This is a genomic window from Staphylococcus auricularis, assembly GCF_001500315.1.
GTDB lineage: Bacteria > Bacillota > Bacilli > Staphylococcales > Staphylococcaceae > Staphylococcus > Staphylococcus auricularis.
On sequence record NZ_LLER01000045.1, the window covers coordinates 1 to 303 of the forward strand.

General features: G+C 35.3%; 1 pseudogene. It reads left to right on the forward strand.

What is annotated here, in order from left to right:
• Nucleotides 1-303: pseudogene (locus APS80_RS10425) on the forward strand (IS6-like element IS257 family transposase); the annotation flags it as partial.

Below are 303 nucleotides of genomic sequence, written 5' to 3' on the forward strand. Positions count from 1 at the left end.
AGGAAAATGGAGCTATTTATATCGTGCCATTGATGCAGAGGGACATACATTAGATATTTGGTTGCGTAAGCAACGAGATAATCATTCAGCATATGCGTTTATCAAACGCCTCATTAAACAATTTGGTAAACCTCAAAAGGTAATTACAGATCAGGCACCTTCAACGAAGGTAGCAATGGCTAAAGTAATTAAAGGTTTTAAACTTAAACCTGACTGTCATTGTACATCGAAATATCTGAATAACCTCATTGAGCAAGATCACCGTCATATTAAAGTAAGAAAGACAAGGTATCAAAGTATCAA